This is a genomic window from Exiguobacterium sp. RIT594 (assembly GCF_003339585.1).
Lineage (GTDB): Bacteria > Bacillota > Bacilli > Exiguobacteriales > Exiguobacteriaceae > Exiguobacterium_A.
Window position 1 is genome coordinate 30,268 of sequence record NZ_QPKF01000001.1, and the last position, 24,132, is coordinate 54,399.

23 protein-coding genes are annotated in these 24,132 nt (G+C 50.7%); 16 read left to right on the plus strand and 7 right to left on the minus strand.

The genetic code is table 11. From position 1 onward, the window contains the following. Window positions 1-22: 22 nt before the first annotated feature. Window positions 23-442: a helix-turn-helix domain-containing protein gene (locus tag DVG79_RS00170; protein WP_012371445.1), complete on the minus strand. Its 420-nt coding sequence runs from the start codon at window positions 440-442 to the stop codon at window positions 23-25. Between the two features lie 228 nt (window positions 443-670). Between DVG79_RS00170 and DVG79_RS00175 the strand changes: the two genes are divergently transcribed. Then, window positions 671-1,168, plus strand: a complete 498-nt coding sequence (locus DVG79_RS00175) for a VanZ family protein (RefSeq protein WP_114594966.1) — start codon at window positions 671-673, stop codon at window positions 1,166-1,168. A gap of 94 nt (window positions 1,169-1,262) precedes the next feature. Next, on the plus strand, window positions 1,263-2,255 hold the full coding sequence (locus DVG79_RS00180) for an ATP-grasp domain-containing protein (protein WP_114594967.1): 993 nt from the start codon (window positions 1,263-1,265) through the stop codon (window positions 2,253-2,255). A 151-nt stretch (window positions 2,256-2,406) separates the two neighbouring features. On the opposite strand, the gene DVG79_RS00185 is transcribed toward DVG79_RS00180, so the two are convergent. Both DVG79_RS00185 and DVG79_RS00190 read right to left on the minus strand, forming a co-directional pair. Continuing rightward, window positions 2,407-3,165, minus strand: a complete 759-nt coding sequence (locus DVG79_RS00185) for a hypothetical protein (RefSeq protein ID WP_114594968.1) — start codon at window positions 3,163-3,165, stop codon at window positions 2,407-2,409. Window positions 3,166-3,196: 31 nt separating this feature from the next. After that, entirely contained in the window at window positions 3,197-4,486 is a 1,290-nt protein-coding gene (locus tag DVG79_RS00190; protein ID WP_114594969.1) for an O-antigen ligase family protein, read from the minus strand. A gap of 328 nt (window positions 4,487-4,814) precedes the next feature. Between DVG79_RS00190 and DVG79_RS00195 the strand changes: the two genes are divergently transcribed. Genes DVG79_RS00195 through DVG79_RS00255 form a run of 13 tightly spaced genes read left to right on the plus strand, consistent with a single transcriptional unit; the run spans window position 4,815 to window position 19,317 of the window. Continuing rightward, window positions 4,815-5,465: a YveK family protein gene (locus DVG79_RS00195; protein WP_114594970.1), complete on the plus strand. Its 651-nt coding sequence runs from the start codon at window positions 4,815-4,817 to the stop codon at window positions 5,463-5,465. A 22-nt stretch (window positions 5,466-5,487) separates the two neighbouring features. Continuing rightward, on the plus strand, window positions 5,488-7,359 hold the full coding sequence (locus DVG79_RS00200; protein ID WP_114594971.1) for a polysaccharide biosynthesis protein: 1,872 nt from the start codon (window positions 5,488-5,490) through the stop codon (window positions 7,357-7,359). Window positions 7,360-7,371: 12 nt separating this feature from the next. Then, entirely contained in the window at window positions 7,372-8,634 is a 1,263-nt protein-coding gene (locus DVG79_RS00205) for an oligosaccharide flippase family protein (RefSeq protein WP_114594972.1), read from the plus strand. A gap of 13 nt (window positions 8,635-8,647) precedes the next feature. Beyond that, window positions 8,648-9,940, plus strand: coding sequence for a hypothetical protein (locus DVG79_RS00210; RefSeq protein ID WP_114594973.1), 1,293 nt, complete (start codon window positions 8,648-8,650; stop codon window positions 9,938-9,940). Then, the gene (locus tag DVG79_RS00215; RefSeq protein ID WP_114594974.1) at window positions 9,930-10,967 is read left to right on the plus strand and encodes an NAD-dependent epimerase; all 1,038 of its coding nucleotides are present in this window, start codon (window positions 9,930-9,932) and stop codon (window positions 10,965-10,967) included. Before DVG79_RS00210 ends, DVG79_RS00215 begins: the two co-directional genes overlap by 11 nt. Beyond that, window positions 10,957-12,306, plus strand: coding sequence for a phenylacetate--CoA ligase family protein (locus DVG79_RS00220; RefSeq protein ID WP_114594975.1), 1,350 nt, complete (start codon window positions 10,957-10,959; stop codon window positions 12,304-12,306). The genes DVG79_RS00215 and DVG79_RS00220 overlap by 11 nt, the downstream gene beginning before the upstream one ends. A gap of 12 nt (window positions 12,307-12,318) precedes the next feature. Continuing rightward, window positions 12,319-13,662: a nucleotide sugar dehydrogenase gene (locus DVG79_RS00225; protein WP_114594976.1), complete on the plus strand. Its 1,344-nt coding sequence runs from the start codon at window positions 12,319-12,321 to the stop codon at window positions 13,660-13,662. Further along, window positions 13,650-14,759, plus strand: a complete 1,110-nt coding sequence (locus tag DVG79_RS00230; protein WP_114594977.1) for a glycosyltransferase family 4 protein — start codon at window positions 13,650-13,652, stop codon at window positions 14,757-14,759. Before DVG79_RS00225 ends, DVG79_RS00230 begins: the two co-directional genes overlap by 13 nt. A 16-nt stretch (window positions 14,760-14,775) precedes the next feature. Beyond that, on the plus strand, window positions 14,776-15,396 hold the full coding sequence (locus tag DVG79_RS00235; protein WP_114594978.1) for a sugar transferase: 621 nt from the start codon (window positions 14,776-14,778) through the stop codon (window positions 15,394-15,396). Further along, window positions 15,377-16,444 (plus strand): lipid II:glycine glycyltransferase FemX, encoded by a 1,068-nt coding sequence (locus tag DVG79_RS00240; protein WP_114594979.1) that lies wholly within the window; start codon window positions 15,377-15,379, stop codon window positions 16,442-16,444. Before DVG79_RS00235 ends, DVG79_RS00240 begins: the two co-directional genes overlap by 20 nt. Continuing rightward, entirely contained in the window at window positions 16,441-17,595 is a 1,155-nt protein-coding gene (locus DVG79_RS00245; RefSeq protein ID WP_304529412.1) for an aminotransferase class I/II-fold pyridoxal phosphate-dependent enzyme, read from the plus strand. Before DVG79_RS00240 ends, DVG79_RS00245 begins: the two co-directional genes overlap by 4 nt. Before the next feature lie 23 nt (window positions 17,596-17,618). Continuing rightward, window positions 17,619-18,359, plus strand: coding sequence for a hypothetical protein (locus DVG79_RS00250; protein ID WP_114594981.1), 741 nt, complete (start codon window positions 17,619-17,621; stop codon window positions 18,357-18,359). Between the two features lie 31 nt (window positions 18,360-18,390). Beyond that, window positions 18,391-19,317, plus strand: a complete 927-nt coding sequence (locus tag DVG79_RS00255; RefSeq protein WP_233494495.1) for an LCP family glycopolymer transferase — start codon at window positions 18,391-18,393, stop codon at window positions 19,315-19,317. A 270-nt stretch (window positions 19,318-19,587) separates the two neighbouring features. Here DVG79_RS00255 and DVG79_RS00260 read toward each other — a convergent pair whose 3' ends face one another. After that, the gene (locus tag DVG79_RS00260) at window positions 19,588-20,199 is read right to left on the minus strand and encodes an AmiS/UreI family transporter (protein ID WP_114594982.1); all 612 of its coding nucleotides are present in this window, start codon (window positions 20,197-20,199) and stop codon (window positions 19,588-19,590) included. A 152-nt stretch (window positions 20,200-20,351) separates the two neighbouring features. Then, window positions 20,352-21,605, minus strand: a complete 1,254-nt coding sequence (locus DVG79_RS00265) for an SH3 domain-containing protein (protein WP_233494496.1) — start codon at window positions 21,603-21,605, stop codon at window positions 20,352-20,354. 159 nt (window positions 21,606-21,764) lie between these two features. Between DVG79_RS00265 and DVG79_RS00270 the strand changes: the two genes are divergently transcribed. Next, window positions 21,765-22,673, plus strand: coding sequence for a Gfo/Idh/MocA family protein (locus DVG79_RS00270; protein WP_114594984.1), 909 nt, complete (start codon window positions 21,765-21,767; stop codon window positions 22,671-22,673). A gap of 68 nt (window positions 22,674-22,741) precedes the next feature. Here DVG79_RS00270 and DVG79_RS00275 read toward each other — a convergent pair whose 3' ends face one another. Beyond that, window positions 22,742-23,290, minus strand: a complete 549-nt coding sequence (locus DVG79_RS00275; RefSeq protein WP_114594985.1) for a hypothetical protein — start codon at window positions 23,288-23,290, stop codon at window positions 22,742-22,744. Window positions 23,291-23,370: 80 nt separating this feature from the next. Next, window positions 23,371-24,063: a zinc ribbon domain-containing protein gene (locus tag DVG79_RS00280; protein ID WP_114594986.1), complete on the minus strand. Its 693-nt coding sequence runs from the start codon at window positions 24,061-24,063 to the stop codon at window positions 23,371-23,373. Window positions 24,064-24,132: the final 69 nt, after the last annotated feature.

Here is a 24,132-nt window from a genome sequence, read left to right on the forward strand (position 1 = left end):
CGCTTCTCATCGTGTTTTTAGGTCAAATCTCAATCGATTGTAAGCCTTGTTGAAGTGCTTGATTGATGGTTGTCGCCATGCGATCACGGACTTCTTGCGTCAGGAGACGGCCATTGAAGTAGACTTCCGGCGAAAGTGTCAAGTGGACGAGAATATCTTCCAGGACAAGTTTAAAGTCGAGCGGTTGTGTCGGTTCGAGGGATTGAGCCATAAACTCCTGCAGCGAAGGATGTTGGACATATTGGGGATCAATCAGATCGATCACAGTCGTATTCAAAGCAAGAGCAAGCCGTTCTAATGTTTGGGTATTCGGCATCCGTTGACCACGCTCATAAGCTGAAATCGAAGTGACCGTTTCGCCGCAGCGTTCAGCCAGGTGTTTTTGGGTGTACTGGTGTTGTTTACGCAGTTGCATGATTTTTTTTCCGAGCGCACGTTTCACAGGGCTCAACTCCTATTCTTGCATCCTTGCCTAATAGTACTAAATAACCACTTTCATTATATCGCAAACCTTTGAAATGTAAAAAAAAGTGTCTTTAAAAAAATAATTGCATGATTATGTATGTAATGGGTTGAAAATTCAGAATATCGTAGGTTATTTGAAAATCTTAGGAAGGATCAGAAAAGAGAACATGCTATTCTATTAGTTAGTGAGAAGAGGAGGTCCTATATGTTGAGAAAAATACCATGGTCGGGTTATGTGACCTTGTTGATTTTGGTCGTCTTGTTTATAGCGAGTTCGATGCCGTACGAAGAACAGTCCTTAAAACCGGGTTTGTCGCGGTACTTTGATTTAGGTTTCGTCGAGCAGCTCCGGTTCATTTCGTTCGATTATCACGGGGAAGTCAGCGTTGCAGCGCTTGGTGCTTCAGGCTTCGTCGAGTTTTTCATTCGAAAGGCAGCCCATCTGTCAATCTTCATCGTTCTCGGAATCGCTTTAGTGGATTTAACATATCGCTTAATCCGTCCGTATGCCTTGGCAGGTTTGTTTGCGTATACGGTCGCGATTACGGTTGCCGTCTTTGATGAGTTTCATCAAATAGTAACGGGAGGACGGACCGGGCTGATTCAGGATGTCTTGTTGGACGGGACGGGTGCTTTGATCGGGATTCTAGTGTATCGCTTGTTTTGGAAAAAAAGACCAAGTGAACAGTGGATGCGACAGTGAGTCTTCGGTCCTAGTTTTTTTAGAGAAAAAGCAGGGTTTTGAGGATGGAAGTCGAAAAAAAGATTAATCTCATTAACTAAGAGGAGTGAATCGGATGCAGAAACCTCATCTATTGATTACGAGCGCCGGTCGACGGGCGAAGCTCGTCGAGTATTTTGTCAAAGAGTTTAAATCGGGACGTGTCAGCACAGCGGATTGTAGTCCATTGGCATCTGCATTATACATGGCAGACCAGCATTACATCGTACCAAAGATAGATGAGGTCGATTACATCAATCATTTACTCAAGCTTTGTCAGGACGAGGGAGTGACGGCTCTGATGACGCTAATCGATCCGGAACTTAGTTTGCTGGCACAAGCGACGGAACGATTTCAAGCCGTCGGCGTGACGGTCATCGTCTCACCGTATGCCGCCTGTGAGCTGTGTTTCGATAAATACACGATGTATGAGTATTGTCTGAGTCAAGGGATTGCACATGCAAGAACGTATGCGTCGATGACGTCATTTGAAGAAGCACTCTCTCTAGGGGAAGTAAAGTTACCGGTTTTCGTCAAACCACGCAGCGGCAGTGCCAGCATCGAAGTACGACGGGTCGAGACGATCGAAGAGGTGGAACAATTATTTCTAAAGAACGCTGATTTGATTGTCCAGGAATTACTGGTTGGTCAGGAACTTGGGGTCGATGCGTATGTCGATTTAATTTCCGGAAAAGTGACTTCCATCTTTATCAAGGAGAAATTGACGATGCGGGCGGGCGAGACCGATAAAAGCCGTTCGGTCATCCGGGAAGATGTCTTCGAATTGATCGAACATGTGTTAGAGGGGTCTGGATTGGTGGGGCCTCTTGATTTTGATTTGTTTGATGTCGCGGGTACGTTGTATCTGTCGGAAATCAATCCGCGTTTTGGCGGAGGATATCCCCATGCCTATGAATGTGGTGTCAATTTTCCGGCGCAGCTGTTCCGGAATCTGATGCATGAGAGCAACGTTCCGCAAATCGGACAATACCGGGATGATATCTATATGTTGAAGCATGATACCGTCACCTTGATTTCGGCAGCTGAACTGCAAAAAATCAAGCGATGAGACAGATGAAGGAAACGAATAAGCCGAACTCCCTGTCGACAGACAGAGAGAGCGGCTTATTTGTCTTTTGGCAGAAAAATCCGTAGTAATTAAAAGCAAAGAGGCGAACTTTTGCAGTCCGCCCCGGTACCTGATCGATGAAGGGTACAAATCAAGAAATCGAAACCCGTGATCGTTTGAGGCACTGCACGGCAGACGTCCAGCTCCCGAATAAAGCGTTGATGGTCGACGTACTCGGAACGGAGCGTCCTTCCGCCCATTTCCGGTAATGGATGATGCTGAGCGATGGAAGCTCACGTTGCGCCTGGCTCAAGGCATCGAGAACATCTTCTTCGACCCATTTCCGGCGGGGCGGAGCGATATCAAGACAGGTGAGTGCATCGACCCACGAACCATACTTTCGGGCAATCGTCGCGACCGTCGGATGTCCGTTTTCCTGCGCCCAAATCGAGTAGGTCTGGGTCGTCAGGCGCGGAAGAACGTCCGATGCTTCGAGGAGCGCGTTGATGATGCGTTCTTCTGTCATACAGATGGAACGTGTCATCTCGATGTGTGCTTCCTCAAGGGCCCGTGACCATGACCCGAAACGAAGATTAATCAACGTCAAGGAAGGACCGTGTTTCGCTTTGGCCCATTCGCGGTAACTGTTGCTGTGAAACGGATGCAAACGTTCTGAAGCTTCTTTGATGAAAGCGAGGATTTCCTGATCGGAATAGTAGGGCCGAATCGATGATAACCCGGCTGCATGCAACGCTTCACGCCATGATCCGAACACGTTGATAATCGTTGTGATTGACGGGATTTCTTTTCCGGTCGACCAACGGGCATACGTTTTAGCATCTAAAGCAGGATAGGCAATGCTCGCCTCGATTAAGCTGTCGATGACTTGTTGTTCTGTCCATTTCTTCATGATGTCATACCCCTTTCGTGTAGGTGTTCGTCTAGGTGTGGGTACTTTCTTGTGAGGTCGTCTGACGCCGGGTCGCATAAATCAAAAGACTGAGCCAGATGAAATAAAATCCGCTCGGTCGAATCAAAACACTTTCCGTGAACTGAAGCAACAGTAACCAAAGACTAAGCAACAACAAGCTGATCGATAACGGATCGTCGTGGCGGTAATCCTGAATGAACCGGATGAGGATCAACAGAAAAGAGCCGGCATACAGCAACAGTCCGAAAAATCCGAGTTCATACAGATAGACAACAGGCGTACTGTGAAACGTATACAGTGTACTCGGTCCGAGTTGTTGTTCAAGGCCGATCACAGCGGAGCCGATTCCGTGTCCGAACCAAAACCGGTCGAGAGAAGCGGTCAGGCCGGCTTGCCATAACTCACTCCGTCCGTTGAGGCTGATCAACTTTACGAATAACGGCTGGTTGAGGGACAGTGAGCCGATGAGAATCGCGGCACCAATCAGATAAAGCCCAGTCACCTGATAACGCAACCGATGGGCCGGGATCAATAAGATCGTCGTCAACAGCGCAAGCAGACAAAATGAATAGAGACCGGTCTGTGAAGCACTGAGGACCAGACCGATGAAAATCACAAGCAGGATCATCCCGAACAGAACGAATGACCGGAGACTCCGGCGAGCAATCGACTGCAGGACAGACATCCAGGCGATGAGACCGCCGGGAACGAGCCATGCCGCCAATGTATTCGGATTGTTGGTCAGACTGGCTGACCGGAGAAAACTGCCTTGCTCACCGACATAAAGTTGGGATAAGGACACGGGACCAAGTTGCAACGTCTGAATGTTCTCGATCGGAACGTATTGTTTTCCGAATGAGACGATGAGTGCATAAACAGCGAGACAGAAGGCTTGATAGAGTAGGATGAGGTTCAACAGCTGAAACCAACGGATGAAAGGTTGAAGCGTCAGTGATAGAACGATGATGACGAAAAGCCATGTCGTAAACAGATGGAGTAGGGCAAGCGAAGAATCGACAGCTGGACGAAAAAAGAAAATGATAGCGTGAAACGTGAGATAAAGTAAAAACGAAGTGACAAGTCGTTGGGTCAAGGCGCGTGGCGGAAAATACAAGGGACGGGTAACAAGATAAAGACCAGCAAACAGGATCAGATAGATCAGAGCGATCCAGATGTTCCAGTGACTCGGCAGGACTTCGTCCGTGAAGGTGAGAGGACGTGTCCATAAATCGATCAGGACCCAGAGAGTCAGGAGGAATAAGCCAATCGATTCAGGTATATTGTCTGATTTTAACATCATTACTAGTATCTATCCACCCTTCATATAGGACTTATTACCGAATTTTCAGTATTTTAATCATCAAATTGGTATTTACCCTTCATTTACTAAAATTCATGCAGTTTTCACGGATGATTTTGAAACAACGGCGATCATTTTTTTGTGAATCGTCTTTTTTTTGTGAATCAATCTTTTTCGATGAACTAACGACACGCAAACATGATGACTCCTCAAAAAAATATAATCATTTCCACCAAGCTCTAATTGTTTTGGCAGTCGTTTGGAAATAAGGTGTAAGCATAACCAGTGTCCATCCAACATGTCAGGTAGCGAGAAAGAGGTGAACCATGTGAATTCCATCCATCAAAAAAAGACATTCGGTGACCATGTGATGACATTAAAGAAAGGGTGGTGGGTACTCTGCTTACTGACTCTTCTCTTAGCGGGTGCCGGATATGCCGTCAGCACCTATGTCATTCCACCGACGTATGAAGCGACTGCCTATATCCTGGTCGTCCCGCAACAGGATGCGGAAGCGACCTCGACGACGACGCTCGTCAGTACCTACCAGGATATTTTAAGAAGCCCCGAAGTCATTGATCAGGTTGCCCAAAAAATGGACGTCACGGATAAACGGATTTTTGATTTGACGGATCGCCTGACCGTTGCCAGTAACCTGGACTCCCAAGTCATCGCCTTATCGGTCACGGATCGATCGGCGGAACAGGCCGCGATCCAGGCGAATACGATGACGGAAGTCTTCCAGGATTATGTGCCGCAACTGATTAAAACAAGCAGCACGGAAGTCTTCTCGACAGCCCGGATTCCAACGAAACCGGTCTCACCGAACATTCTGATGAATACCGCAATCGGCGGAATCCTCGGACTCCTCTTCGGATTATTGATCGTCTATTCCCGGGCGCTCGGAAAAAAGTCAGTCGTTGAAGAAACAAAAGACACGTCTTACCCGCAAGCTGTCAGTCATCCCAGCCGTTCTTGATTGAAGAAAGGAGGAGCCGATCATGCAAGCCCCGCCATTTCAGCAATACCGTCGGCATATGAAGATCGGTCTACTGCGACTGATCGATGCCTCGATCATCATTGCTGCGACGGTCGTGACCTTTTACTTCTTTAACCCGTTGAATCTCACGGCCAACTTTGAACTGATGGATGCTGTTGAAATCGCCCTGATTCAATGGGTCGCCTTGATGCTGGTCGCCCACTGGATGCGTTTTTATCAAATTATCTGGCGGTATGCCAGTCTCCGAGATTTAGGTGTGTTGCTCGTCGTCGTCGTTGCGAGCAGCTTCGTCCTTCTCGGACTTGAGTACGCGCTGTTCGATTTTGCCGTCGAACGCGCCGTTTTCCTCCAAACCGGACTGGTTCTGAATGGAATCTTGTTCGTCCGTCTGCTGATCCGTGGACGGAGTCTCGAACTGAAGCGTGAAAATCGGACGCTCGGGAAACGGACGTTGATCATCGGTGCCGGTGCATCGGGGCAGATGATCACGAAAGAGCTGAAACAGAAAAAAGCCCACATCCTTAATGTCGTTGGATTACTCGACGATTTTACGGAGCTGAAAGGGATGATGATTCACGGTGTTCCGGTCATCGGAACGATTGACCAGCTCGAATGCATCATTGAAGAACATAAAATTGAAGCCGTCGTCCTGGCGATTCCGTCACTTGCCTATCCGGACCGGGTTGCCTTACTGAACCGGATCAAACAGACGAAAGTCGAAGCCCATACATTACCGATGCTTGTCGAACTGGCTTCCGGCAAGGTCTCTGTCAATCAGATGCGTGAAGTATCAATCGCTGACCTGCTCGGTCGGGAACCGGTGGAACTCGACATCACGGAGATTGAAAAAAGTGTCAGTCAAGCAACGGTCCTTGTAACCGGTGCCGGCGGATCGATCGGTTCAGAGATTTGCCGGCAACTGATTAAATTCAAACCGGCCCATCTGATTTTACTCGGTCATGGAGAAAACAGCATTTATCTGATTCGTCGTGAACTGGAAGCCGTAACGGAAGGAATCAAGCTCCACTCCGTCATCGCCGATGTCCAGGATGCGGACCGGATGATGGATGTCATGGCACGTTTTAAACCGGATCTCGTCTACCATGCGGCAGCGCATAAACATGTCCCGTTAATGGAAGATAATCCGAGTGAAGCGGTCAAAAATAACATTTACGGGACACGGAACGTCGCGCTCGCCGCGGAAGCGGCCGGAGTCAACCGCTTCGTCATGATTTCGACCGATAAGGCGGTCAATCCGACCAGTGTGATGGGAGCGACGAAACGGATCGCCGAGATGGCCATCCAGCAGATTGCCCGCAACAGTGAGACGACGTTCGCTGTCGTCCGGTTCGGCAACGTGTTAGGGAGCAGGGGTTCCGTCATCCCGCTCTTTAAGGACCAGATTGCGAAAGGCGGTCCGATTACGGTGACGGACCCGGCCATGACGCGGTATTTCATGACGATTCCGGAAGCGAGCCGGCTCGTCATTCAAGCGAGTGTCCTCGCGGAAGGTGGAGAAGTCTTCGTCCTCGACATGGGCGAACCCGTCAACATCACGACGCTCGCCCGGAACCTGATTCATTTAAGCGGCTTTACCGAACAACAGATTCCTATCGTCTACAGCGGCATCCGAAAAGGTGAGAAGTTATACGAAGAGTTGCTCGCGACGGAAGAAGTACATGAAGAACGGGTCTTTGACAAAATTCTTGTCGGGAAAACACGACCGTTCGGATCCATTGATCCTTATTTACGGAACATCGCCTTGACGCTGGATGATGAACAGGCGTTACGGACGTATTTACTTGAAGCGACGAACCGGACCGACATGATGCCGGAGACGATTCCACCGGCGATTCGGATCGCCCGGGAATGAGGGGGAGACGAGATGAAATCTGTTCGGCAACTGTCACGATTTAATCTGATTTTCATTGCAGATACGGCCTATTCTCTCCATCAGTGGATGATTTTGACGCTGCTGATCAAGTGGAGCACACCGCTCAACATCGGTTACTTCAATTACGCGCTCGCCTTAACGGCACCGATCGTCATGTTTTGCTGGTTAAACGCCAGCACGATCCTGACGGCAGAACGGTCAGGCTTAAAAAATTTCAATTTGTTCATTAAGACCCGCTTTTCCTTATTATCGGTCGGAGTCTTCGTCCTGCTCGGCGTCTATTATTTCTTTGGGGAAGCCGATATCCTCTGGCTGACGTTACTCGTTTACCTGAACAAGTATATGGAATCCTTCGCTGATCTTGCCTACGGATTTCTTCAAGGGCATATGGCGTTCAAGGAAGTCGCCTTATCCAAGATTTTCCGCAGTCTCGTCAACGTCTCCGGGGCAACCTTGATTCTTTTTACGACCCATTCGATTCACGGCTTCGTCTTAGCACTCGTCGCCGGAAACCTGATTATGTTGATCCTTTACGATTTACCGACCGTCCGCCGTGTCGGTCACGGATTTGATAACCAGCAGATGAGTGAACGGTATCAAACGGGACGGCAATTGTTCTTTAAAGCAGTCCCGCTCGGATTCGTCGCCTTATTGATCGCTCTCAATGCCAACATTCCCCGCCTGTTCGTCGGACAGGCGATCGGAACGGAAGAACTCGGTTATTATGCGAGCATCGCGTATCTCCTGGTTCTTGGCAGCCTGTTCATTCATTCCCTCGTCGCCGTGTTACTGCCGAACTTCTCTTCCGACAGCGGAGAGCGGCAAAGCTTACCGGAATTGCGGAAGCTGACCCGGTCGATGCTGCTCATGACGAATGCCGTCGGTATCCTGTTGATCATCGGGTCGATTTTCTTCGGCAAGTGGGGCTTGACGATTTTCTACAACGCCTCGTTTGTCCAGTACCATACGATTTTCGTCCTGATGATGGTCGCCTCGCTCTTCTTTTATAATTCGACCGTCATCCAAGCGTTGTTGACCGGATTTCAACAATTCCGGATTCAGACGATTGCCATCTTCGGCAGTGTCATCGTCAATATCGTCGCCTGCAGCATCCTGATTCCGATGTACGGTTTATACGGAGCGACGACAGCTTACGGATTATGTGCCGTCACCCAGATCGGGCTATTGATTCCGGCCCTTTATCGTTCGCTTTATCCACGAAAACTGACACTGGCAATTGAACAAAGCAGCTAAAGGAGGGAAAAGCATGCGGCCGATTCTGATTGTCGTCGTTCTCGAAGCATTGCTCAGCCAATTGGTCCGACCGCTCTTTTTGACTTCTGAAGGTTACGTCGCAACCGTTCTTGCCATCAACTCGGTCTTGCTGATGTTTTATCTTCTCCGGCAAGCCGAGACGACACCGTTGTTCCTGATTTTCGTGACGGCGTTCCTGATCCGGCTGACATTGATGCTGGTTGATTTGGAACTGTTTCGGCTCCCGCCGCACAGCGGTGACGATACGGAAGCGTTTCATCTCGAAGGACTGCTGATTTATACCGACCCGACGATGTTCAACGAAGTCGTCCGGGGGAGTTACTCCAAATTTTTAGGAATCTTTTATCTTGCGTTTGGTCCGGAGCGGATGCTCGCCCAGTACTTCAATGTCATTCTCGGCGTCGTCTCGATCGTCATCCTGTCGAAAACGTTGCTGCTTTTGAAACTGCCGATGCATTACGTCCTGATCGCAACCGGTGTGTTTGCCTTCTTTGCCCAGGGCCTGTTGTTATCACCGATTCTCTTACGCGACCAGCTCGTCGCACTCGGAATCGTCTATACGCTCTACTACATGGTGCGCTGGACGCTTGATAAATCGGTGGCGAGTCTGACTTTCGCCTATCTCGGTTATTTGATCAGTACGATGTTTCATTCGGGTCTCGCAATCGGGATTCTGGTCCTCCTCGTCTACTTCTCCTTTTATAATCACGAGACGCAACGGATGGATTTTGAAGCTTCGAAAGTACAGCGGTTGCTGGTCCAAGTTGTCATCGTCGGGTTCATCGTCTATAGCTTCCAGGACGTGCTGTTCGCGAAATTCACTCACGTCTCTGAAAACGGACAGCTGTTCAGCGGGATGAGTTATGACCGCGGCGGATCGGCCTATCTGAACGGATTGATGGTGACCGGACCGTCCGACATGGTCCTGTACGCACCACTGCGGATGATTTACTTCCTGTTCTCGCCGTTTCCATGGCAATGGTCGAGTGTGATGAACATCGCGATTTTCTTCGCCGATGCGGCTTTTTATCTCCTGTTATGCGGTCTGACACTGATGCATCTGAAATATTTGAAACAACACCCGCTCGGCAGTGTGCTGCTGTTCATGCTGATTCTGTTCATGGTTAACGCCGTCATTTTCGGTCTCGGGACAGGGAACGTCGGAACAGCGATTCGCCACCGGTATAAACTGTTTCCGATGCTGCTGATTGCTTATACATCGATTCATTACATCCGCTATCAAGTGCTCCACCACTTCGAGGAGGTTGAGAAACGTGCAGAATAAGACGATTTTAATTACCGGGATTGCAGGATTCATTGGATTTCATGCGGCACGTCGCTTTATGGCGGAAGGGTACCGGGTGATCGGACTGGATGAAGTCAATGATTATTATGATCCGTCACTGAAAGAAGCCCGCCTGATGGAACTGGATCCGAATCGGTATACGTTTTACCGGGTGTCACTCGAAGATGCGGCGACAATCAGTCGGATTTTCGAGACGGAACAGATTGACCTGGTGCTCCATTTAGCGGCTCAAGCCGGCGTCCGGTACAGCATCGATCGTCCCGACGTCTACATCACATCGAACATCGTCGGTTTCCTGTCCATCCTCGAAGCCTGCCGGCACTATCCGGTTGAACAATTGATTTATGCCTCTTCAAGTTCCGTCTACGGATCGAATACGAAGATGCCGTTCGCAACGACGGATGCCGTCGATCATCCGCTCAGCCTCTATGCGGCTTCGAAAAAAGCGAATGAGCTGATGGCGCATACGTACAGCAGTCTTTACGGCATCAAGACGACCGGGCTTCGGTTCTTCAGCGTCTACGGACCATGGGGACGGCCGGATATGGCCTTGTTCAAGTTCACGGAAGCGATTGCGAAAGGACAGCCGATTGATCTTTATAACTACGGGGAGATGGGACGGGATTTCACCTACGTCGATGACATCATCGAAAGCATCTACCGGTTGATGCAGACGGAACCAGTTGCCGATCCGGCATTTGATCAGGAAAATCCGTTGCCTGACCGCAGCAATGTTCCGTACCGTGTCTTTAATATCGGCAGTCACAGCCCGATCCGGCTGAACGAATTCGTCGCCTTGATTGAAGAGCGGCTTGGTAAAAAAGCCATCAAACACGAAATGCCGCTCCAGGCAGGAGATGTTCCTGAAAGTTTTGCTGATGTTGAATCGTTATTCGAGACGATAGGTTACCGGCCGCAAACGACGATTGAAGCAGGTGTCCATGCATTCATCGACTGGTACGAACAGCATTACCGGCTGAAGGAGGAAGTCCAGGATGGCGCTTAAAGAAGAGATTTACTATAACTCTCCGATATTTATTCAGAATATTTTGACATCCATGTACGGAAAAAAGCTGATGCAGGAACGTTACGGTCCGGGATATGAGAAAAAAATTCAAGAACTCCGGGTCAAAGACCGGACAGTCGATTACCGGATCGAACAGCTGGAACGGCTGAATACGTTTCTCCTGTTCATCCGGGAACATACGCCTTATTACCGGAAACTGTTTCGGGAGCACGATATCCGTCTTCCGTTCACGTCAATCGACCAGTTGCAGACGATTCCGATTCTTGAAAAAGAAACGTTACGGCAACAAAACGAATCCTTCATGTCGGAAGTGGACGCGCCGGTTCGCGGCCGGACCGGCGGGACGAGCGGGAAATCCCTCCAAGTCGCCTTCATGCGGGAAGACGTTCAGGAACGGATGGCGCATCTCGATTACTTCAAGGAATTGCACGGTTTTCATTCCGGGATGCGACGCGCGAGCTTCACCGGGCGGACGTTAACCGCGATCGATCAGAAAAAGCCGATCTTTTGGCGGAAGAACCGACCGCTTAATCAGTTGTTATTATCGATCTTTCATATGAAGGAAGAAAATTTTCCGGCTTATATCGAAGAGTTGAACCGGTTTCGGCCGGCGGCACTCGACGGCACACCAACCGCGATGCTTGAGATTGCCTTATATCTGCTGAAACATGAGTTACGGCTCGACTTTCCGCTGATCGCGATTTTCCCAACATCGGAAACAGTCACACCGGAGATGCGCCGGTTAATTGAAGAGGCGTTTCAAGCGCCGGTTTTTGACCAATATGGTTCATCGGAAGGGGCACCGATCATCTCGGAATGCCGGGAACGAAAACTCCATCTCCATCACGAAACCGGCATCATCGAACCGTATGGAGACAGGGGAGAAGTCGTCGTCACATGTTTTACGACCCGCGGGACACCGCTCGTCCGGTACCGGATCGGCGACCGGATGACACTCGGACAAGAGGCTTGCACCTGCGGACTGAACGGTCCGGTCATCGAGTCGATTGACGGTCGTGGAACGAGTTTCATCGTCAGTGAAAAGCGCGGCAAGGTTTTTGAAGGCGACATCACGACGATCGCCCGGGAACTGCCGAACTCGGTCTTACGCCTCCAGGTCGAACAACATGCGCTGAATCATGTGACGCTCCGTTACATTCCCGACGAGCAACGGTTCGTGCCGAAACATGAAAAAATCCTGTTGCGGGAGATGCAGAAACTCCTCGGATCGTCGATGCAAGTCACCCTCGAGCCGGTCCGGCAGATGAAGCAGGAACCGAATGGAAAAACACTGATCGTCAAACAGTCGATGAAATAGGAGGAATCCATCATGAACAAGGCAGTCAAACACATCGTAGATACGACAGCAGCCGAAACACGATCACTCCCCATCGCGAACCGTTCGATTGCCGTCGTCGGTCTCGGATATGTCGGTCTTCCCGTCGCCGTCGCCTTTGGCGAAAAAACGGAAGTCGTCGGTTTTGACATCAAAGAACAGCGGGTCGCTGAACTGAAAGAGGGCATCGACGCAACGCTCGAACTCAGTCCGTTCGTCCTCAAAAATGCCGACGTCGCATATGTGACGGACGCAACAGCCCTTGGTGCGAGCGATTTCATCATCATCGCCGTCCCAACACCGATCAACGCCCAAAATCAACCGGATTTAACGCCGCTTCTGCGCGCTTCACACCTCGTCGGACGCCAACTCAACAAAGGTGATATCGTCGTCTACGAGTCGACGGTCTATCCGGGGGCGACGGAGGAAGATTGTATTCCGGTCCTTGAAGAAGCATCCGGTCTGCGAGCCGGGATCGACTTCTTCGTCGGTTACTCGCCGGAGCGGATCAATCCCGGTGATCATGAGCATACATTTAAAACGATCAAAAAAATCGTCTCGGCCCAAAATCAAGAAACACTCGATATCGTCGCTGAAGTCTACGAAGCGGTCGTCGAAGCCGGCGTCCACCGGGCGTCCTCGATCAAAGTCGCCGAGGCGGCAAAAATCATCGAAAATACGCAACGTGACTTGAACATCGCTTTGATGAACGAACTGGCCATCATCTTTGACCGGATGAACATCGATACGCTTGAGGTCCTCGAGGCTGCCGGAACGAAGTGGAACTTCCTGCCTTTCCGTCCGGGACTCGTCGGAGGTCATTGCATCGGGGTTGATCCGTTCTACTTGACGATGAAGGCCGAGTCGCTCGGTTACCATCCGGAAGTCATCCTGGCCGGACGCCGGATCAACGATACGATGGGACGGTTCATCGCCACATCGCTCGTCAAAAATCTGATCAAACAAAACATGCCGGTTCTCGGTGCGCGGGTGACGGTCCTCGGTCTATCGTTCAAGGAAAACGTCAGCGATATCCGGAACTCGAAAGTCGCGAACCTCGTCAAGGAAATCGAAGAATTCGGGATCGAAGTTCAGGTGACGGACCGCCTTGTCGAAAAAGGGGATGCCAAACGCGAATACGGAATCGATTTAGTTGATATGGCAGACTTGAAACCCGCCGACGTCGTCATCTTCGCCGTCTCGCACGAAGAGTATGTCGAAGGCAACTGGCTGCTGGCGCAACATCTGCTCAAAGTCGGTCGCGGCATCGTCATCGATATCAAAGGGATGCTGGCACCGGCGGAAAAACCGGAAGGGGTGCATTTATGGCGACTTTAAAAATTCTTCAGGTCTGCGCCCTCGATACGACGGCCGAGACAATGTTACAACCGTTGCTGTTAGCCCTGCAAAATGCCGGACACGAAGTCGGCATTGCCTGTGCCGACACGGGGGCGGCATCGAAACTCGCGGCGCAAGGATTTACGATGCACGACATTCCGATTGAACGGAAAATCGACTGGACGAGTAACTGGAAGACGATTCGTTCGATCGTCCAGATTTTAAAGACTGAACAATATGATGCCGTGCATGTGCACACGCCGGTCGCGGCGGCCCTTGGCCGGGTCGCAGCGAAGCGGGCCGGTACGAAACATATCGTTTATACAGCGCACGGTTTTTACTTTCACGAAAAGATGGGACGTGTCACCTACCAGCTGACGTATTCCGTCGAGAAATGGCTGGCACGGTTTGCGACCGATTATCTGTTGCTCCAAAGTCAGGAAGACTACGAACTGGCGAACCGCAAACGGTTCAAAAATACGACCCGTCTGATGCACCTCGGGAACGGGATCGATTTAACCCGGTTTTATCCACGCACCCGCCAAACGACTGGACCGTTTACGTTTTTATTCATCGGCCGGATCGTCGAAGAAAAAGGAATTCTCGAACTGTTGAACGCTTTCGAACAGGTTGTTGCGGTCCAACCGGATGTCCGGCTGATGATTGCCGGTGAGATGATGGAAAGCGAACGCGATCAGACGACGAAACATACGTTCAGGAAACGGATCCGGGAAATCCCGAACATCGATTATCTCGGTTTCGTCGAAGATGTACCCGAACTGTTGCATCAAGTCGATGCGTTCGTGTTGCCGTCGCACCGCGAAGGTGTTCCCCGCTCGATCATCGAAGCGATGGCGACGGCGAAACCGGTCATTGCGACAAACATCCGCGGCTGTCGGGAAGAAGTAGTCGACGGCAAAACCGGTTATCTGGTCGAGGTACAGGATGAAACACAACTGGCCCGGCGGATGCTGAATCTGGTCGAACAGCCGGACGTCGCGTCTGAAATGGGACGTGCCGGATTCGAACGGGCGATGAAACACTTTAACGAAGCAGATGTCATCAAGCGGCAACTCAATCTCTTTTCGAATTTATGAGAAGGAGGACGTTATCATGAAACGGACATTCGATTTCACTGTCAGTCTACTCGCTATCCTCGTCCTGTTGCCGGTCTATGCCTTTGTCGCCGTATTCATCTATACGAAGCTCGGACGACCGATCTTCTTTAATCAAGTCCGTCCGGGGTACAAAGGCGAACTGTTCAAGATTTATAAGTTCCGGACGATGTCGAACGAAACCGATGCGGACGGCAAGCTGTTACCGGATGCCGACCGGATTCCAAAATCGGTCGAATGGATCCGGCGCCTGAGTCTCGACGAGATCCCACAGTTCTTTAACATTCTGCGGGGACAGATGAGTTTTGTCGGACCCCGTCCGCTGCTCGTCAGCTATTTGAATCATTACTCAAAAGAACAGATGACACGGCATGATGTCCTGCCGGGCTTGACCGGATGGGCACAAATCCACGGTCGAAACGCGACGACTTGGCAGGAACGGTTGGAACAGGATCAATGGTATGCAGCAAACCATACGTTCCGACTCGATTTATATATTCTTTGGAAGACCGTCAAGATTGTCATTTCTTCAGAAGGGAATTCGACCGACCACCAAACGGGGATGGGTGAGTTCAAGGGACTCGATGGGGGTGTCCATCATGATGTCGCTAAGCAATGAACGTCTGATTCATGATCCTTTGGAATGGGATGCTCTCGTCGCCCGGTACGGACTCGATTGTTATTATGAATACGCTTACTTTGAACTGGCGCAAGAACCGGAAGCGGTACCCGAGATGTACATTCATCCTTCCGAGTCGGGTGTCCTGATTTACCCGTACTTGAAACGCAAAATAACCGGCACACCGTTTCAAGACTTAACGACGCCGTACGGATACGGCGGACCGGTCTTCGTCGGACGCTGGTCGAATGATCAAGTCGAGGATATCCGCCGCCACTTTCTCGATTATTGTCATGCGGAACGGATTGTCAGCGAAACGATTCGTTTTCATCCGCTCCTTGAAAATCGGGAGCTCGGACAGGTTTGGTGTGAAACGACGACAGTTCTGCAACAGACGGTGACGGTCGATCTGACCGATTCGGTTGAGACGATTGAAAGTCGCTTCTCTTCGATGACACGGCGCAACATCAAAAAAGCCGTTCGGGAAGACGTGACGGTCCGGGTCGCGGGACCGGATGAATATGACTGTTTCATCCGGCTCTACCGGCTGACGATGGATAAACACCAGGCCGATGCCCGTTATTACTTCACTGACCAGTACTTTCACCAGTTTCAGGACGGGCGGTTGCCGGCCGAGTTATTGGTCGCTGAGCGGGAAGGAAAGATCATTGCCGGTTGTATCGTTCTCTACGGTCAACAGTTTGCGCATTATCATCTCGGTGCATCTGATCCGGCGGAACTAAGTGCCCGTCCGAACCATCTGCTGTTCGCTGAAATGATCCGTCGGGCCAAGGTGCTCGGAAAAACAGCCCTTCATCTCGGGGGCGGGACGACGCGGAACGCGGATGACAGCCTGCTCGCCTATAAACGTTCCTTCAGCCATCGTCAGACGCCGTTTACGCTTGGAACATCTGTGCTCCATCCTTTACTGTACCGTCAGTTATCCGAACAGCATCTCACACACCACGTCCCGTCGTCGCAGGACTGGTTTCCGGCCTACCGGACACCTGTCCGTCAACTGTCACCAAGGGGGGAGCAGTCATTATGAAACACATCCCGTTATCGATCCCACATCTCAGTGGTCAGGAAATACGTTATGTTACGGAAGCTTTGGAAACGAACTGGGTCGCGCCGCTCGGACCAAATGTCGAAGCCTTCGAGGCGGCAATGAAAACATACAGCGGTGCAGCGGCGACACTAGCAACAAGCAGCGGGACCGCAGCCATCCATTTAGCCCTGGCGACGCTCGGCGTCACGGCAGGGGATGATGTCTTTTGCCAGTCCCTGACCTTCATCGCCTCGACGAACCCGATCTGCTATGTCGGCGCCCGGCCGGTCCTGATCGATTCCGAAACGGAGACGTGGAACATGTCACCGGTGGCGTTGCGCCGGGCGATGATTCAAGCGGCAACACGGGGACGTCTGCCGAAAGCCGTCATTGTCGTTCATCTTTACGGGGTCGTCGCGAAAATTGAAGAGATTGCCGCCATCTGCGAGGAGTATGATGTGCCGTTGATCGAGGACGCGGCAGAATCTCTCGGATCAACGGTCAACGGCCGGATGACGGGCACGTTCGGAACGTTCGGCATCTATTCGTTTAACGGCAATAAAATCATCACGACGTCGGGTGGCGGCATGCTGGTCTCGAATGATACGAGCTTGATTGAACGGGCCTTTTATCTCGCGACGCAAGCCCGTCAGCCCGTCTTACATTATGAACATACGGAAGTCGGCTTTAACTACCGGATGAGTAACGTCTCTGCCGGCATCGGACGCGGACAGCTGGAAGTGATCGAAGAGCGGGTCGAGGCACGGCGGACGATTTTTAATCGATACGTCCGTGCGTTCGATACGGTCGACGCCTCACATTATCAACAGGAGATTGAGGGAAGCCGGGCAAACCGCTGGCTGACGGCACTGACGTTACCGGGCGGCATGGAACAACGCGATCTGTTGATTCAGCAGCTGCAGCAAAAAAACATCGAGGCCCGTCCGGCCTGGAAACCGATGCATCTGCAACCCGTCTACCGGGATGTGCCGTACATCACGGCGAATGAGGAGGATGTCAGCCGCCGTCTGTTCGAGGAAGGAATCTGTTTACCGTCCGCTTCGCAAATGAGCTTTACGGATCAGGCACTCGTCATTCGTTTTGTTCGCCAGGGACTCGTTGAAGATGTTCGACGAAATGTTCAGTTATGAATGTGTGGGAGGGAGACATCGTGATGAGCGATTTGGAGGAAGCGATTGAAGCACTCCGTCTCGCTGCGAACGGGAAAAATGAACTGACGGCAAATACCTACTTTCGCTGGCAACTGAATACCCAGTATCCAAGCGTCGCGGAAATCCTGATTTTATTCGGATCATGGCAAATCGCTCTCGAACGGGCCGGCATCGGCCATGTCCGGGTAGCTTTTACCAAGTCGGATATCATCGAGGCCTTACGAGCCGCGAAGCAAGAACTGGAACCCTTCACGAGTGCGACGTATCGTGAATGGGCTCAGCAACATCAGGCGCCGAGCTTGACCGATATCGTCCATCAATTCAACTCGTGGCAGCAGGCATTATCGGAAGCAGAAATTTTAAAAGAACGGGTGCAGGAGATGGAGCGCCGGATCATCGAATCGTTACTCGAAGCACAAGAGACGTTATCCGTCCTGACGAGCCAGACGTATACGAAATGGGCAGCCGGAAAAAACCGGCCGACGGTGGCGACGATTGCGAGACGGTACGGATCGTGGAGTAATGCTCTGGAAATCATCGGGATTGAACAGCCACGCAAACGCTGGACGGAAGAGGAAGTGTTACGCATCTTACGGGAGGCATCGGTTGAAATGGATGGTTTGACGATTGCACATTATCAACGATTCAGTGAGGGACGGGAGGCACCGAGCATTGGTGTCATCACGGCCTTGTTCGGCAGTTGGAGCAATGCGGTGATGATCGTCTCCGACCAGCAATCGTAAATCGACTTGATCCGAAGGAGAAGGGGATATCATGATGAAAAAATGGGCATGGCTGATCGTAACAATGGTTGGTATCGGGTTACTCGTTTTTTTCGGATCAGGTGGGTACATCCATCGGACGGATCAACAGACAATCAAGCAGGCGGAGATGCCGGATCAAACACATGTCGAGGCGACGACTCCGTCTCAACCGGGTAAAACCTCCAAAGTCAAATCAGTCAATCCACAACAGACATTGTCATTTTTATTGCTGGGTGTCGATCAACGGGGAAATGAAGCCGGACGGAGTGACACGATGATCGTCGTGACGGTCAATCCGACGACCGGCGAAAGTAAGATGCTGAGCATCCCCCGGGATTTAAAGACGGAAATCATCGGTGTCGGTTCGAACGACAAAATCAATCATGCCTATGCCTTCGGAGGTCCGGAAATGGCACGAGAAACGGTCGAGCATCTACTCGATCTGCGAATCGACTACTTCGCGGAAATCAATCTCGAAGGGTTCACCGATCTGGTCGATGCCGTTGATGGAGTGACCGTTGAAAATGATATTAATTTTTCCTACTATGAGATGCAGTTCCCGAAAGGTCCAGTGTCACTGAACGGGAAGGAAGCTCTTGCCTATGCCCGGATGCGTCACGATGATCCGCGGGGGGACTTTGGACGGCAAATCCGGCAACGGCAGGTCGTCCAGGCCGTCGCTGATAAACTGACGGCTGATTTTTCTTTGACACGCTTTAACGATGTGTTGACGGCACTCGGTAAAAATGTCAAAACGGATATCCCATTCCCGGTCGTCCGGAAGCTTGCGACCGATTACCGGGACAGTCTGAAACAGGTCGAGACGCTATCACTTGAAGGAAGCGGCGGCATCGAATCGGATCAGATCTATTACTGGCATCCGACAGCCGCTTCTTTGAAACAGGTCCGGGCCGCGTTGCAAAAGGAACTGAAGTGATATTTTAGCTACTGAAAAGAAGCTGACTCAAAAAGGAATCACTCTTTCTTTCACGCACTTTCCTCAGGCGAGACACAAGCCAGTTTTCCTGCCTCATTCAGGCAGGAAAGCGGGTCTTGTTTGTCTCTGACAGCGCAAAAATGCGCTTTTTCCTGTAGGAGTTGCGTGTAGCGAGTGATTCTTTTTTTACGAGATAAGGGCGGCAGATTAAAATCCGCCGCCCTTTTTCATATTCATGCCCGACGTTGAAGCCGGGAGGGATGGTTGTCTTTAGTTTTTTGAACGGACAATCGTCCGGACAGGCAGGAACTTCACCGCTGCATAGATGAAGTAGACAACCGTCATGATGGCGGCTGCACTCCAGATGAGCTGGTAGTTGGCACCATTCGTCCCGAACCGCAGTCCGACGAGAGCCGGAATGATCAGCGTCAGCCAGCTGAGGACGATCGCAACCCGTGCTGTCAGCGCATCGATGCTGATGTTTAATCCCATCCCGAGGAAGAATAAGCCCCACAAGATGACCCAGAATAACCACGTCGCACCTCCGATGAAGTCACCGGTACTGAAGCTGACCCCTGCATAAAACAGGGCAGAGATGGCGACAAACAACGAAAACCAGCCGACGCCGCTGCCATCGAGACCAAATAAAAAGGTGATGCCGACATACAGGTACGTAAACGCAAATAAATAGATGCTCGCATAGCCGAACGTCAACGCCGGATCTCCGGCTGCCCCGATGACGAGCCAGGTCGCGATGAACGTCTGCAGTAATCCAGTCAACAGACTGAAGAGACCGGCGCTCTTCAAATCGACTTTATCAAACAGCGACAGACTATTTAAAAAGAGAGCGACGCCTCCGAATAACAAACTTACATTTCCCACATGAATTCCTCCATTAAGACGTCAGACGTCTGATTGTTATCTCCACCATATGATGAATTCGCTTCCATTGCAAGGGAAATTTTCAAGGGGAAATCAACAAAAAAAGACCCGCGATTCCACTTTCCGAAGAAAGGGAATCCGAGAGTCTGTTCTTAGCGATTGAGGACCGAACGTAACGTCGTTTCCGTTTGCGGGAGTGTTCCTTTTAACGTGACGAGACCGTAACGTGTCGAGCCTTTTTTGATGAAGAAGACCCGTGTGTAGGCGGATTCCGGAGTGTAACCGGTCTTGCTCGCATAGACACGCGTATCACCTGGAAGTGACGTGTTCGTGTGATACCACGTCAATGTCCGGGCATAAGGTCCTTTCACGGTCGTCCGGAACGATTTACGTCCGCTGACCGTCATCAGATAACTGTACTTGGCATAGGTATTGGCAAGCTTCTGCATATCCGCCGCCGTCGTATAGTGGCTTGGATGATAGAAGCCGTGCGGATTCATGAAATGACTGGCCGACATGCCGATGCGACTCGCACGGCTGTTCATGAGAGAGACGAACTTTGCTTCCGAGCCGGCAGTCCGGACGGCAATTGCTTTCGCGGCATCGTTGCCCGAGCGGATCAGCATCCCGTTTAGCAGTTGACGCATCGTGACTTTATCGCCTGAACGGAAACCGGCCGTACTGCTGCCGGAAGGAACGGCTAACATCGAGTAGGTCAATGTGAACGTCTGATCCAGTGTTCCTTTTTGTGCAGCTGCGTCATAAGCGACGACTGCCGTCAGTAACTTCGTCGTACTGGCCGGATAACGACGGGCAAAACTTTCTTTCGTCAGTTCGTATCCGGATGAACCAAGTTTGAAGTAGCGCATCGAGGCGACCGGATAACTGCCGCTCGCTGGAGCAGGAGAACTCGTCGTCAGTTTTTTGGCGACTTGGTTCGAGACATAATAATAGTTCGTTTTCCCTTTGACCTTATACCAGCCATTCGAATAGGAAACGGCATTGAACTTTGATTTGTATGTAGCATGCCGTTTGATATTTTTAGAGGAAGCTGTACTTGGTGACGTCCGGACGTTTGCGCCTGCCGTCGAGTAAACGATGATTTTATATGTCTTGACGGAACTGGTTGTCACCTTTTTAGCGACTTGATTCGACAGATACCGATAGGCACTTCCATCTTTGATTTTGTACCAACCGTTCGAATAGGAGACCGCTGTGAATTTAGCTTTATACGGAGCACGACGGGTAATGGTTGCAGATGAGCTTGTACTCGGCTTCGACCGGATGTTCGCTCCGATCGTCGACGTGACGATGACCTGGTAGCTCGCTGCTTGAGCAGGAACGGCCGGGAGACATAACGTAATAAGTAGGACGAGCGTCAAACCAATCCTGAATAATGATTTCATAAAAAAACTCATTCCCTCCTTTTGCAAAATATGTTCTTATCATAAAACAAAAAAAGGAAATTATCTTCTTTTTTAAAAAAATACTTTAGTTACACGAAGTGTATGAAAACCGCTAACATAGGGTATGAGAGCAAAAGACGTGTCCAAGGAGGAATTTAGATGAAGATTGCAATAATTGGTTTAGGCGATATCGCTCAAAAGGCATATTTACCGGTCTATGCGGAGCGGACGGACTTAGAGGTCTATCTCGTTTCATCGAATCAGGAAAAAGCAGAACGGTTACGGAACGCTTATCGGTTTGCCGGAACATTGTCGTCACTCGAAGACGTCATCAATGAGGGAATTCAAGTCGCGATGATCCATTCCGCGACGAAAGTCCATGCTGAACAAGCGAAACAGCTGCTTGCGGCAGGTGTCCATCTCTACATTGATAAACCGGTCTCACTCGAAGTCGAGGAAGTCCGGGCCTTAACAGAACAGGCGGAAGAACAAGGACTGCATTTCATCACCGGCTTCAATCGCCGCTTTGCATCAGCACACCGGACGTTACTTGAAGTCGAAGAACCGAATCTGGTCGTCATGCAAAAAAACCGGACATCTTTCATCGAAGATGCGAAAACCTTTATTTTTGATGACTTCGTCCATGTCGCGGATACACTTCGATTCCTGACGGGACGAGGTGAAATCGAACAGTTGCAAGTCCGCGGTAAAACAGTCGATGGGTTGTTGCATCACGTGACGATTCAATTCGAATCGAACGGCATCACGGCAATCGGCATCATGAACCGGAACAACGGCGTGACGGAAGAACGCGTCGAAGTAATGGGACCAAATGAAAAACGGATTGCGACAGATGTGACGTCGGTGGAACGGCTGACAAAAGCCGGCACGTTGCGTCTTCCGCTCGATAACTGGGAGCCGACGCTTCAGCGTCGCGGATTCGTCGAGATGGTGGATGCGTTCATCGAAACCGTCCACGGAAATCCGTCGGCGTCTGTCACGGGGAAAGACAGCCTGGCAACGCACGAGCTGTGTGCGGAAATCGTCAGACGATTGGATGCCCTGTAATTCTTTTATGTCAGTAAAAACGAACGCTGCCTCTCGAATCATCAAGAGACAGCGTTCGTTTTTTTCGTTTACTGATCAGCTTTTTTTAATTGATAGATTCGTTTTCCGCCCGGACCTTCGAAGGTGACGGTAAGACCTGCCCGGCTGAAGACATAACTGACGAGCCCTTCGGATTGGGCGAGGCGGGCCGATAAATCCGGTTCGAAGCGGACTGTCTCTGTATCACTCCGGGTTGCATCAGTTGTTCCGAACTGTTCATACTGGATCGTTGCCAGCAACGTGTGCGGTTTACCGAATGATACTTTCACTTGACCTGTGGCAGGGAAGGATTGTTCTTGCAGCCCGTCATCGAGAATACTGCGCTCGATTTGATAAGTACCCGCTGCTTGTTTTAAGCGCTCGATCATCGCTTCGGCACTGAGTTGAATCGACTTTGCCCGCAAGCGAACCGAGTTATCTTGTGTTAACGGCAACTGTTCAATCTTTCGGGCAGTAGTGACGGCGTCATGAAAATGGTAACTCGCAAATTGCGTTTCCAGGCGAACCATCAACTGAGCTGCATCATCCATCGGGTCCTGACGGGTCGCTTGATCGACGGCTTTCGTATATTGTCCCATGTCCAGTTCGTCCTGGATACGTGACGGCTCCTCGGAACACCCCATCAGCAGACTGCATAAAAGAACTATAGCGAACATTCTCATGCGGGCACCTCCGTCCGGACGATGTGCGTGATCTGCAGGTGATCCGTATGTAACCGAACATTGTAACGGACATCGTACGTGACGAGCTGATGACCGGCAGGCAGTTGATACGTTTCAATCGTCCTTACCTGATAGGAATCTCCTTTTGAGACGAACCGCTTAAAGTCAACTGTCTGGAGGCGCGGTGGAATCGGACTGTCGGAAGCGACATGGATCGTCCGTAACGCCCCGACTTCTGACTGAAAGGCATCTAAGGTTGCGAACTGGATGGCGGAGAACGTTTCCAGTGTATCCGTCGCTTTTGAATAATTGGCCGTTTCCGGAACCGTTTGTGTATATTGACGGACGAACTTCAAAATATCGTAAGAGGCCGGAGGATTTTCCGACGAATAGGTTTGGTTATAGGCGGATGTTTCATCGGACCAATCCGACACAGGTAAGGCTTGAACGGGTGCTGCCAGCGTCGTGCGGGCTGAGTCGATTTGCGTCAAGGCATACCATGTCCCGATCGATCCAACCGCTAACGCGAAAATGATAATGAAAGATAAGACGTGACGGCGGGGGTTGACCGGCGGCGTGACCGGTAAATCCTCGTCGAAGCGTTGTTTTTTGAGGACAGGATGTTTGCAGTAGGAACATGCTGTCGCTTCTGTTTCTAATGGTGTTCCGCAAAGTGAACAACGTTCCATGAACCATCCCTCCTAAGTAAAATGACATACTATTTTTTGTGGCAGATAATATTTTTGAAATTCTAATTT

Bases quoted from the DNA above. Each gene is read 5' to 3' on its own strand.
- DVG79_RS00175 (WP_114594966.1), top strand. From the start codon at position 671: ATGTTGAGAAAAATACCATGGTCGGGTTATGTGACCTTGTTGATTTTG.
- DVG79_RS00180 (WP_114594967.1), top strand. From the start codon at position 1,263: ATGCAGAAACCTCATCTATTGATTACGAGCGCCGGTCGACGGGCGAAG.
- DVG79_RS00185 (WP_114594968.1), bottom strand. From the start codon at position 3,165: ATGAAGAAATGGACAGAACAACAAGTCATCGACAGCTTAATCGAGGCG.
- DVG79_RS00190 (WP_114594969.1), bottom strand. From the start codon at position 4,486: ATGATGTTAAAATCAGACAATATACCTGAATCGATTGGCTTATTCCTC.
- DVG79_RS00200 (WP_114594971.1), top strand. From the start codon at position 5,488: ATGCAAGCCCCGCCATTTCAGCAATACCGTCGGCATATGAAGATCGGT.
- DVG79_RS00205 (WP_114594972.1), top strand. From the start codon at position 7,372: ATGAAATCTGTTCGGCAACTGTCACGATTTAATCTGATTTTCATTGCA.
- DVG79_RS00210 (WP_114594973.1), top strand. From the start codon at position 8,648: ATGCGGCCGATTCTGATTGTCGTCGTTCTCGAAGCATTGCTCAGCCAA.
- DVG79_RS00220 (WP_114594975.1), top strand. From the start codon at position 10,957: ATGGCGCTTAAAGAAGAGATTTACTATAACTCTCCGATATTTATTCAG.
- DVG79_RS00225 (WP_114594976.1), top strand. From the start codon at position 12,319: ATGAACAAGGCAGTCAAACACATCGTAGATACGACAGCAGCCGAAACA.
- DVG79_RS00230 (WP_114594977.1), top strand. From the start codon at position 13,650: ATGGCGACTTTAAAAATTCTTCAGGTCTGCGCCCTCGATACGACGGCC.
- DVG79_RS00235 (WP_114594978.1), top strand. From the start codon at position 14,776: ATGAAACGGACATTCGATTTCACTGTCAGTCTACTCGCTATCCTCGTC.
- DVG79_RS00240 (WP_114594979.1), top strand. From the start codon at position 15,377: ATGATGTCGCTAAGCAATGAACGTCTGATTCATGATCCTTTGGAATGG.
- DVG79_RS00245 (WP_304529412.1), top strand. From the start codon at position 16,441: ATGAAACACATCCCGTTATCGATCCCACATCTCAGTGGTCAGGAAATA.
- DVG79_RS00250 (WP_114594981.1), top strand. From the start codon at position 17,619: ATGAGCGATTTGGAGGAAGCGATTGAAGCACTCCGTCTCGCTGCGAAC.
- DVG79_RS00255 (WP_233494495.1), top strand. From the start codon at position 18,391: ATGATGAAAAAATGGGCATGGCTGATCGTAACAATGGTTGGTATCGGG.
- DVG79_RS00265 (WP_233494496.1), bottom strand. From the start codon at position 21,605: ATGAAATCATTATTCAGGATTGGTTTGACGCTCGTCCTACTTATTACG.
- DVG79_RS00270 (WP_114594984.1), top strand. From the start codon at position 21,765: ATGAAGATTGCAATAATTGGTTTAGGCGATATCGCTCAAAAGGCATAT.
- DVG79_RS00275 (WP_114594985.1), bottom strand. From the start codon at position 23,290: ATGGGACAATATACGAAAGCCGTCGATCAAGCGACCCGTCAGGACCCG.
- DVG79_RS00280 (WP_114594986.1), bottom strand. From the start codon at position 24,063: ATGGAACGTTGTTCACTTTGCGGAACACCATTAGAAACAGAAGCGACA.